Genomic DNA, 10,755 nt, shown 5'->3' with positions numbered 1-10,755 from the left:
GAGTTCTCAAGGAACGGACGCTTCCTTTGTACTCACCCTCTCGGGCTTTCCTCCGGGCTTTCGTTCTTCGTTCTTGCGTTTCCGACTCTATCAGATCCTTTCGGGCCTGACCCCCGGTCAGCGGGGTTTGTCTTCCGGGCTGTTGGGCCCTTCCGACTCCCAGAACTCTAGTGGATTTCCCGGCCGATTCATAATCGGCCTTCGGAAATCAATTCGGGCATGCCGAATTCGTTCCCGGTGGGAGATCGCGCTGAGTTGGGTGCCGCAACGAGGCGGCGGGAGGTGCCGTCGCCAAAACCTTCCGGCTCTGGGACAACTCGAAGAACCTTACGGATCCACGGGGTCGGTGTCAAACCCACAGCTCAGGTGCTGGTCAGCTCCGTGACTGGAGGTCCTCCACGCGGTCCAGGAGCCGGGTGAGCATGTCGCCCAGCACTCCCCGTTCCGCCGTGGAGAGGTCCTGGAGGAGGTCCTCCTCGAAGACCGTGGCCGCCCTCATGGCGTCGAGCCACTTGCTGCGGCCTTCGTCCGTGAGCTCCACGATCACGCGGACCCGGTTGGACTCGTCCCGCTCGCGCGTCACCAGTCCCTCCGCCGTCATGCGGTCGATCCGGTGGGTCATCGCCGCCGGCGTGAGGCCCAGCTGCTTCGCGAGTTCGCTCGGGCCCATCCGGTACGGGGCTCCGGAGATGACGAGGGCCTTGAGGACCTCCCACTCCGCGTTGCTGATGCCCAGAGCGGCGGTCTGGCGTCCGTACGCGACGTTCATGCGGCGGTTCAGCCGGCTCAGGGCCGAGACCACCTTCTCGACCTGCGGATCGAGGTCCTGGAACTCGCGCTGATAGACGGCGATCTGCTCGTCGAGGCTCGGCTCGTGGACGGGCGCGGTGCCGTCGGGGGTGTCACCCATGGTTCGAAGTATCGCACGATCCCGTTGGCGTCTAACTCCTTCGATGTGTAGAGTTAAGGATCGAAGTTTAGGTATGAAGTCTTCGGGCTTCAGTTCTCAAAGGCAGGTGAGAAGTGACCAGGGTGATGGGCGCTGCGATGCGGCGGATCCAGGCCGGCAACGCGTTGACCGCGTTCGGCATCGGTTTCACGGTTCCGTTCCTCTACATCTACGTGGCGCAGGTGCGAGGTCTGGGCTCCATGGCGGCCACGAGCGCGTTCGTGGCCTTCGCCGTCAGTGCCCTGGTCGCGCTGCCCCTCACCGGTCGGGTCATCGACCGCCGAGGTCCCGTCCCCGTGGTCATCGGAGCGGCCGTCGCCGCCTCGGCCGGCGCCCTGTCGCTCGGGCTGTCCACCGGGATCGTGCCGATCCTGCTGTCCGCCCTGGCGCTCGGCGCCGGGCAGGCCGTCATGCAGCCCGCGCTGGCCACGATGATCGTGTGGTGCTCGACGCCGGGCACCCGGACGCGTGCCTTCGCGCTCCAGTTCTTCATGCAGAACCTGGGTCTGGGCATCGGCGGCCTCATCGGCGGCCAGATCGTCGACGAGAGCCGTCCCGCCAGCTTCACCCTGCTGTTCGGCATCGAGGCCGTGATGTTCCTGGTCCTGGCCGGGGTCATCCTCACCGTACGGATGCCGCACGCGCCGAGCATCAAGGACGCCGTGCCGCGGGACGAGTCCCGGTCGGGCAGCGCGTGGAAGCGGCTGCTCGAGCACAAGGCCATGGTCAAGCTGCTGGTCCTGGGCTTCGTGATCTTCTTCGCCTGCTACGGGCAGTTCGAGTCCGGTCTCGCCGCCTTCGGTACCGAGGCCGCCGGGATCTCCCCGTCCACCCTCGGCTTCGCGCTGGCCGCCAACACCGGTGCGATCGTCGTGGCGCAGTTCGTCGTGCTGAAGCTGGTCGAGAAGCGCCGCCGGTCCCGTGTGATCGCGCTGGTCGGCCTGATCTGGACCGTGGCCTGGGTCATCGCCGGGTTCTCGGGGCTGGGGCACGGCAGCGCGATGATGGCCGCCGCCGCGTTCATCACCACGTACGCGCTCTTCGGCATCGGCGAGGCGATGCTGTCGCCGACCCTGGCCCCGCTGGTGGCCGACCTGGCGCCGGAGGGTTCGGTGGGCCAGTACAACTCGGCCTTCGCGCTGGTCAAGCAGATGGCGCTGGCTCTCGGGCCGCTGGGCGTGCCGCTGGGTGCGGGTGTGCCGATGCTCTACATCGGGGTGTTCGTCGTGGTCTCGCTGGGGATCGCGTGGCTGGCGCTGCGGCTCGGCAAGCAGCTGAGCGCGGTGCAGGACAAGCCGTCGCTGCTGAAGGGCGAGCCGGTGCCGGCGGTGGTCGTGCCGGCCACCGAGCCCGCGCGCGTGCCCGCGTAGGAGCGATAGGAGCGATACGAGATACGCGAAAGGCCCGGTCCCCCGTGGACCGGGCCTTTCGCGTACCCGCTACTTGTCCGGCAGGGCGAACTCGCACCACACGGCCTTGCCGCCGCCCGGGGTGCGGCGCGAGCCCCAGGAGGAGGCGATGGTCGCGATGATCGAGATGCCGCGGCCGGTCTCGTCGGCCGGTTCGGCGCGGCGGCGGCGCGGGAGGTGGTCGTCCCCGTCGGTCACCTCGATGATCAGGCGGCGGTCGGTGCGGCGCAGTCGCAGCCGCATGGGCGGGGTGCCGTGCTGGAGGGAGTTCGCCACGAGCTCGCTGGCGGCGAGGACTCCGAGGTCGCACAGCTCGACCGGGAAGCGCCAGGAGGCGAGGACTCCGGAGGCGAAGGCACGGGCGCGGGGGGCCGCCTCGACTCCGCCGAGGAGCTCCAGGGCGGCGTTGTGGAAGAGCTCGGCGTCGGCCCCGGTGCGGCTCGGCTGCTGGAGGACCATGACGGCGACGTCGTCGTCGTGGTCGGCGTCCACGCCGAGGGCGCGCATCAGGCGGTCGCAGATGACCGCGGGGGTGCCCTGGGCGCCGGAGAGGGCGCGTTCCAGGGCGGCGACGCCCTCGTCGATGTCCTCGCCGCGCCGTTCGACGAGGCCGTCCGTGTAGAGGACGGCGGTGGAGCCGGGGCCCAGCGCGATGGTGCCGGAGGTGTGCAGCCAGCCGCCGGTGCCGAGTGGCGGGCCGGTGGGGTCGGCCGCCCGGCGTACGGTGCCGTCCTCGTCGCGGACGAGGATCGGGAGGTGGCCGGCGGAGGCGTACGCGAGCAGGCCCTCGTTGGGGTCGTGGACGGCGTAGACGCAGGTGGCGATCTGGCTGGCGTCGATCTCGGCGGCGAGCCCGTCGAGGAGCTGGAGCACCTCGTGCGGGGGCAGGTCGAGGCGGGCGTAGGCGCGGACGGCGGTGCGCAGCTGGCCCATGACGGCGGCGGCGCGGACGCCGCGGCCCATGACGTCGCCGATGACGAGGGCGGTCCGGCCGGCGCCGAGGGTGATGACGTCGTACCAGTCGCCGCCGACGGCGGCCTCGGTGCCGCCGGGCTGGTAGGTGGCGGCGACGCGGAGGTCGTCGGGCTGTTCGAGTTCCTGCGGGAGGAGGGAGCGCTGGAGGGTGACGGCGGCCTCGCGCTGGCGGCGCTCGCTGGCGCGCAGCCGTTCGACGGCTTCGGCGTGGTCGCTGACGTCGGCGAGGTGGATCAGGACCCCGGTGTGGTGGGGGTCGGTTTCGCCTTCGGTGGCGGCCTTGGGGAACTCGACGGGGGTGCAGGTGACCGTGTACGAGCTGGTGCCGCCGGGGGCGGTGCGGTTCTTGGCGGTACGGGGCTTGCCGCTGCGCTGGACCTGGTCGAGGAGCGGGAGGAGGCCGAGCTCGCCGAGTTCGGGGAGGGCGTCGTGGGCGGGTGCGCCGGTGGGGCGGGGGCCGAATCCGGCGGTGTAGGCGTCGTTGACGTAGGCGACCCGGTGTTCGGGGCCGTGGACGAGCGCGATGAGGGCCGGGAGCCGGCCGAGGACCTCCCGTACGGAGAGCTCGTCGAGGGAGGGCACGGCGGCGAGGACGCCGCTGCCGGCGCCACTGCCGCTGCCCGGGCCGGTGTTCGGGCCGGTGTTCGCGCCCGTCCCTGTGCCGGAGACCGTGGGGTCCGCGGGGCCGCCGTCCGGCACCGTGGCCGAGCGGGCGGCGGCGGCGCCGCGGGCTGCCGGGACGGCGCCCTCACCCCGCTTGGCCTGGGCGGCGGCGTGTTCGGACCGGGCGGCGGCGCGGCGCTGCGTTCCGGGAAAACGGGCGCTCCAGCGCGTGAAGTTCACTGCGTTCAAGCCTCGTGGTGTCGCAAGTGGTCACTGTGCCGTGAATGTCACTGTGTGCAGGCGTGGGCCCACCTATGGTCACACGTCCAGTGTGGCCGACCGCACTGACAACGTCAGCCCTGGCTGTCTTTCGGGGGGTTGGGGGCGGGTGGGGGCGGGGGGAATTTGTGGCCGTGTCCGGCGGCGAGTTCGAATTCTGCCCTGGGGTGTTCGAGTGAGCCGAGGGAGACGATCTCACGCTTGAAGAGGCCCGAGAGGGTCCATTCGGCGAGCACGCGCATTTTGCGGTTGAAGGTGGGGATCCGGCTGAGGTGGTAGGTGCGGTGCATCAGCCAGGCGGGGTAGGCCTTGAGCTTGCGCCCGTAGATGTGGGCGACGCCCTTGTGGAGGCCGAGGGAGGCCACGGAGCCCGCGTACTTGTGCGCGTACTCGGTCAGGAGCTCGCCTCGCAGGGAGGCCACCAGGTTGTCGGCGAGGACCTTGGCCTGGCGGACGGCGTGCTGCGCGTTGGGGGCGCATTCGCGGTCGGCCTCCTTGGCGGTGATGTCGGGGACGGCGGCGGCGTCGCCGGCTGCCCAGGCGTGTTCGACGCCGTCGACGGTGAGGAAGGCGGTGCAGGTGAGGCGGCCGCGTTCGGTGCGCGGGAGGTCGGAGGCGGCGAGGATCGGGTGCGGTTTGACGCCTGCGGTCCACACGACGGTACGGGTGGGGAAGCGGGCGCCGTCGCTGAGCACGGCGACGCGGTTCTCGCAGGAGTCGAGCCGGGTCTCCAGGCGTACGTCGATGTTGCGGCGGCGCAGTTCGCGGACCGTGTAGACACCGAGTTCGGGGCCGACCTCGGGGAGGATGTGGTCGCTGGCCTCGACCAGTACCCACTTCATGTCCTCGGGCTTGATGTTGTGGTAGTACCGGGCCGCGTAGCGGGCCATGTCCTCCAGTTCGCCGAGGGCCTCGACGCCCGCGTAGCCGCCGCCGACGAAGACGAAGGTGAGGGCGGAGTCGCGGAGGGCGGGGTCGCGGGTGGAGGAGGCGATGTCCATCTGTTCGATGACGTGGTTGCGCAGGCCGATGGCCTCTTCCACGGTCTTGAATCCGATGGCGTAGTCGGCGAGTCCCGGGATGGGCAGGGTGCGGGACACGGATCCGGGGGCGAGGACGAGTTCGTCGTACTCGATCTCCAGCGCGCCGGTGCCCTCGTCCTCGGTGGCGAGGGTGGCGACGGTCGCGGTCCGCTTGGCGTGGTCGATGCGCTGGGCCTCGCCGATGACGATGCGGCACTTGTCGAGGATGCGGCGGAGCGGCACGACGACGTGGCGCGGGGAGATGGAGCCCGCGGCCGCCTCGGGGAGGAAGGGCTGGTACGTCATGTACGGCTCGGCGCTGACGACCGTGACCTCGGCTTCGCCGGCTCTGAGCTTTCGCTGGAGCCGGAGCGCCGTGTACATGCCGACGTAGCCGCCGCCGACGACGAGGATGCGCGTACGGGGCGGGGTACCGGGGGCCGTGCCCCGGGAGTTAGCAGCCTTCACCATCCCATGACGCAACGTGGCCGGGAGTTTGTCCACAGGCCTGACACATTGTGTGACCGGAGGGGGTGCCGGTACGGGGCTGCCGGATGGCTTGAGTGGGGGTGGAGTTCCGCAGGTCAGGTGGTGCGGAACGGGTGATTCCGGGGGCTTGGATCGGAAAAGTGGGGGTGAATGCTCCGATCGGGCGGTGGTCCGTCCGGGGCTGCCTCTTCTGAATTGACTCTGGCTCAACTATGTTCGTATCTCGTCGAGGAGTAAGACCGGGGCCCACATGACCGTGGCCCACCTCGACACGAAGGCGGGGAGTGTCTCCGGGGGGAGACAAATGATCACCGGGGGATACATATGCATATTTCCGATTTCCATGGTTCTGCGACCGCGCTCTCGAGTGAGAGCAACGGCCGCGTGATGACGGGCGGCACGACGCACGGCGTGGGCCGCTCCACGCCGCTGCGCGTCGACGCCCAGCGCAACCTCGAACACGTGCTGCGCGCGGCCCGCGAGGTGTTCGGCGAGCTGGGCTACGGGGCTCCGATGGAGGACGTGGCGCGGCGCGCACGCGTCGGCGTCGGCACCGTGTACCGGCGCTTCCCGAGCAAGGACGTCCTGGTCCGCCGGATAGCCGAGGAGGAGACCGCCCGGCTGACCGAGCAGGCCCAGGCCGCCCTGGGCCAGGAGGAGGAGCCGTGGCAGGCGCTGTCGCGCTTCCTGCGCACCTCCGTGGCCTCGGGCGCCGGGCGGCTGCTGCCGCCGCAGGTGCTGCGGGTCGGGTCGGCGAGCGAGGACGACGTCGAAGAAGCGGCGGCGCGGGTTCCGCACCAGCGCCAGGCCGGCGTGACCGGCGGGGCTCCCGAGCTGCGGGTCGTGGGCTCGCGGACTCCGATCGAGGACGAGCCCTCGGAGGACGCGGGCTCGGGTGCGCTGCTGGAGGTGGTCGGCCGGCTGGTCGACCGTGCCCGGGAGGCGGGTGAGCTGCGCGGCGATGTCACGGTGGCCGATGTGCTGCTGGTGATAGCCACGGCAGCTCCGGCGCTGCCCGACGCGGCGCAGCAGGCGGCGGCTTCATCCCGGCTGCTCGACATCCTGCTCGAAGGGCTGCGGTCCCGGACGGCCTGAGCCGTACGGGGCACGGTCCTCGCGGACGCCCCTGTGGGGTGCCTGCCGCTGCCCGTCCGTCCCACCCTCCGACCGGTTCGTCGAACGGTCCTCCGAACGGTCTCTCGCTCGAAAGAGTGAGGATCGGTACGGGGTTTCACCGGATGTTGCCCGGACGGGTGGATGGTGGGAAGACGGGTCCGGCGTGCGCCCCCCGTGTGACACGCTTGAACGGTGTACCGGTTGAGTGTGGCGTGCGGGGGCTTCCGCGATGGGCGTTGACGGTCGGGAAGAGCCCCTCGGTGGTGCCGGCGGCGAGGTCGAGGCGGAGAGCCCGGCCGCACGCCAGGTCCCTGCGCAGCGCGAGCCGCGCCGCGGGCGGCACGCGGGCTCGGGGTATTCCGGTGCCGATCTGCCTCCGTCCGACGGGGACTTGATCGCCCGGATGCGCGGGGGTGACGACGGTGCGTACGAGGAGCTGTTCCTCCGGCACGCGGATTCCGTACGTCGCTACGCGCGGACCTGCTGCCGCGATGCGCACACGGCCGACGACCTGACCGCCGAGGTGTTCGCGCGGACGCTGCAGGCGGTACGGGGCGGGGCCGGGCCGGACCAGTCGGTGCGGGCGTACCTGCTGACCACGCTGCGCCGGGTCGCGGCGGCATGGGCGAAGACCTCCCGGCGGGAGCATCTCGTCGAGGACTTCGCGGTGTTCGCGGAGCAGGCTGCCGCGGGGACCGAGGTCGGCGGTGGCATGTCCGGCCTGTCCGGGGACGACACCCTCGAACTGGGCGCGGAAGTCCGGGCGATGCGCGAGGCGGAGCAGTCGCTGGCGATGCAGGCCTTCCGGAGTCTGCCCGAGCGGTGGCAGGCCGTGCTGTGGCACACCACCGTCGAGGATGCCTCGCCGAGTGCGATCGCCCCGCTGTTCGGGCTGAGCGCCAACGCGACGGCAGTGCTGGCCAGCCGCGCCCGGGAGGGGCTCAAGCAGGCCTATCTGCAGGCGCATGTGAGCTCGGCGCTGAGTGCGGGCGGGGACTGCGCGCGGTACGCGGACCGGCTGGGGGCGTATGCCCGCGGCGGGCTGCGGATGCGGGCGGAGCGGGGGCTGCGGGGCCACCTGGAGGAGTGCGTGAAGTGCCGGCTGGCCGCCGGGGAGCTCAAGGACGTCAACGCGGGCATTCCCGCGCTGCTGCCCGTCGCGGTCATCGGCTGGTTCGCCGCCGGGTACGCGGCGAAGGCGGCCGGTGTGGTGGCCGGCGGGGCCGTCGCCGCGGGGGGCGCGGGGGCTGCTGCCGCGGCTGCCGGCGGGTCGACGGCGGGGGCCGGGGCGGGGGCTGCCGGTGGGGCCGGGGCTGCGGGTGGGGCTGCCGGCGGGGCCGGGGCTGCGGGCGGGACTGCGGGAGCTGGAGCTGCCGGTGGGGCTGCCGGGGCCAGTGGTGCCGGGGGTGCGGGTGGTGCAGGGTCCGGGGTCGGGGGTGCGGTGGCTTCCGAGGGGCTCGGGCTGCCGGTCAAGGCCGCCATAGCCGCCGGGATCGCGGTCGCCGCAGCCGCGGGGGTGGTGTTCGCGCTGGCCGGGGACGATCCCGGGCCGGGGGTCGCGGCGCAGCCCGCGCCGAGTGTGGCGGCGCCCGTCGTGCCGCTGGTCCCGGCTCCGCGGACACCGGCGCCGACGCATGCGGAGCCGCCGGCCGCGCAGGGCTCCGTAACCTCCGAGCCGGGCAGGACTCCGGCCGCGCCGACCCCCTCCCCCTCGAAGCCGAAGGTCCCGGCTCCGGCTCCGCCCGTGTTCCCGCCGCCGAAGCCCTCGCCGACTCCGTCCCCGACCCCGAGCCCGGCCAAGCCGTCCCCCTCGCCGTCGCCGTCCGTACCGAAGCCGCCTCAGGGGTTCCGGCTGGCGGGGCTCGGGCACGCGGCGTTCGGCGACCACAGCGGTCCCGAGCTGCAGACCGGGCGCAGCAGCTGGGTGTGGCAGCGGTGGGGGCTCCGGATCGCGGACCGGCGGTTCGCGCAGGGGATCACGGTGAACTCCCGTTCCTCGGTGGAAATCACCCTGAACCGGCAGTGCACCGCGTTCTCGGCGCGGGCCGGGGTGGACGACCTGTCGTTGTTCACCGACGGCACGGTGCGGTTCTCCGTGTACGGCGACGGGCAGCGCCTGTGGCGGTCGGACGCGCTCGGGTTCGGGGATCCGGCCGCCGCTGTCGACGTCTCCCTGGCCGGGCGCAAGACGCTGCGGCTGGTGGTGGAGCAGGCCGGGCAGGGCAGCCTGCCGACCCTGGCGAGCTGGGCCGACGCCGTGATCAGTTGCCGGTGATCCGGGTGGCTTGGGTGGCCTCGGTGACTTGTGTGGCCTGGGTGGCCTGGGTGGCCTGGGTGGCCTGGGTGGCCTGGGTGGCCTGGGTGACGAGGGTGGCGACCTCGGCCGGGGAGAGCTCCGCGCCCGCCGCCTCCTCCGCCGTGTAGCGGTCGGCGCCGAGCACGGCGCGCGCGGCGGCCGGGAGTCCGCCGACGGCGGCCTGTTCCGGGACCGAGCGCGGGTGGCCCGCGCGCCAGGCGGTGGCTGCGGCGAGCGCCCGTACGGCCTCTGCGGTGCGCCCCGAGGCGGACAGCAGCACGGCCGCGGTGTCGGTGAGCGAGGCCAGGACGCGCTCGGCGCAGTGCGCGGCGACGGCGGTGGCCAGGGCCGGTGCGAGCTTGGTGAGGCCGGCCTGCGGTCCTTGTTCGCGGCCGGTGAGGACCGCGTCGATGTTGCCGAGTCCGGCGGCGAGCTGCGGGGGCCCGGACATGTTTCCGGCCGCGGCGCGCGCGAGCTCGCACTCGGTACGGGCCCGCCCGAGGTCGCCCTGGACGAGGGCGACGAGCGCCGTGAGCATGCCGCCGTACACCTGGATCTCGTGCATCCCGCCGTAGCGCTCGGCTTCGCGGGCCGCCTCGGCCAGGAGCTGCTCGGCGCCGGCGAAGTCCCCGGAGCAGAAGGCGGACTCGGCGATCCGGGCGATGGCGAAAGGCGTCTCCATGTGGGCGCCGACCTCGCGGGCGAGGCGCAGGCACTCCTCGTACTCGCTGCGAGCCCAGTCGTAGCGGCCGCGGGAGAGCGCGACCTCGCCGGCGGCGCTCGCCACTTGGGAGCGGGTCCAGCGGTCTCCGACGCGGTCGGCGATCTCGTGCAGTTCGGCGAGGTCGGCGTCGACGGTGGACAGGCCGCCGGTGATGTCGATCCCCACGTGGGTGCGGAGCATGAGGGAGACACCGAGTTCCCAGTCCTGGCCGTGGCTACGGCAGTTGTCGACGGTCTCGTCGAGTCCGTCGCGGAAGTCGATGGAGTTGCCGGTGAGGAGGTTGGTCATCGGCCAGAGCATGCCGGGGAAACGGGCGGTCTCGGGGCCGCCGGCGCGGAAGATCTGCCGCATGCGCTCGGCGAGGGCGATGTTCTGCGGGGTCCGGAGGTCCTTGGGGGCGTTGCCGTCGGCGATGAGGAAGACGTGCATCATGCGCAGGCGCATGAAGCGCCAGTAGGCGGGCGTGCCCTCGGGTGGCTCGGCGGAGCTGGTCTCCAGGACCCGGGCGGACCATTCGGCGCCCTCGGTGCGGTAGTTGCGCAGCCACCAGAACCAGCCGAGGGCGAGGGCGAGGCGTTGGCCGGTTTCGACGGCGGCACTGTGGACGGTGTGGAGGAGCGCCGCGCGGAGGTTGTCGAGCTCGGTCTCGATGCGCCGGATCCAGGGCAGTTGGGCGGCGCCGCGCAGGAGGGGCTCGGCCTCCTCCGCGAGGGCCAGGAAGTGCGCGGCGTGGCGGTCGGCGGCGGCGCGGCGGTCGGCGGGGTGCGCGGCCGCGCGTTCGGCGGCGTACTCGCGGATGGTCTCCAGGAGGCGGTAGCGCATTTCGGTGCCGTCGGGGCCGGGGGCGGCGACGACGAGGGACTTGTCGACGAGGGAGCCGAGGAGGTCCAGGA

Annotated in this window: 7 protein-coding genes; 3 read left to right on the top strand and 4 right to left on the bottom strand. The window is 72.4% G+C overall.

Translation table 11 applies throughout. From position 1 onward, the window contains the following. Positions 1-373: 373 nt before the first annotated feature. A complete protein-coding gene (locus ACIQU4_RS42120; protein WP_134073164.1) occupies positions 374-910 on the bottom strand; it encodes a MarR family winged helix-turn-helix transcriptional regulator in 537 nt (178 codons plus the stop codon). 125 nt (positions 911-1,035) lie between these two features. On the opposite strand from ACIQU4_RS42120, the gene ACIQU4_RS42115 reads away from it, so the two are divergent. Then, on the top strand, positions 1,036-2,319 hold the full coding sequence (locus ACIQU4_RS42115) for an MFS transporter (protein WP_403743182.1): 1,284 nt from the start codon (positions 1,036-1,038) through the stop codon (positions 2,317-2,319). 69 nt (positions 2,320-2,388) lie between these two features. On the opposite strand, the gene ACIQU4_RS42110 is transcribed toward ACIQU4_RS42115, so the two are convergent. Both ACIQU4_RS42110 and ACIQU4_RS42105 read right to left on the bottom strand, forming a co-directional pair. Next, positions 2,389-4,176 (bottom strand): SpoIIE family protein phosphatase, encoded by a 1,788-nt coding sequence (locus ACIQU4_RS42110; protein WP_403743185.1) that lies wholly within the window; start codon positions 4,174-4,176, stop codon positions 2,389-2,391. Positions 4,177-4,289: 113 nt separating this feature from the next. Next, positions 4,290-5,708, bottom strand: a complete 1,419-nt coding sequence (locus ACIQU4_RS42105) for an NAD(P)/FAD-dependent oxidoreductase (protein WP_403743180.1) — start codon at positions 5,706-5,708, stop codon at positions 4,290-4,292. Positions 5,709-6,050: 342 nt separating this feature from the next. Between ACIQU4_RS42105 and ACIQU4_RS42100 the strand changes: the two genes are divergently transcribed. Together ACIQU4_RS42100 and ACIQU4_RS42095 are read left to right on the top strand one after the other, a co-directional pair. After that, positions 6,051-6,821: a TetR/AcrR family transcriptional regulator gene (locus ACIQU4_RS42100; protein ID WP_403743177.1), complete on the top strand. Its 771-nt coding sequence runs from the start codon at positions 6,051-6,053 to the stop codon at positions 6,819-6,821. A 250-nt stretch (positions 6,822-7,071) separates the two neighbouring features. Next, positions 7,072-9,117 carry a sigma-70 family RNA polymerase sigma factor gene (locus ACIQU4_RS42095; protein ID WP_403743174.1) on the top strand — a complete coding sequence of 682 codons (2,046 nt, stop codon included), beginning with the start codon at positions 7,072-7,074 and terminating at the stop codon, positions 9,115-9,117. Here ACIQU4_RS42095 and ACIQU4_RS42090 read toward each other — a convergent pair. Next, on the bottom strand, positions 9,104-10,755 hold a 1,652-nt coding region (locus tag ACIQU4_RS42090), incomplete at its 5' end, for a transcriptional regulator (protein ID WP_403743172.1). The genes ACIQU4_RS42095 and ACIQU4_RS42090 overlap by 14 nt on opposite strands.

The sequence above is a fragment of the Streptomyces sp. NPDC090741 genome (assembly GCF_044769045.1).
Taxonomy (GTDB): Bacteria; Actinomycetota; Actinomycetes; order Streptomycetales; family Streptomycetaceae; genus Streptomyces.
This window is presented reverse-complemented; position numbering and strand designations above follow the sequence as displayed.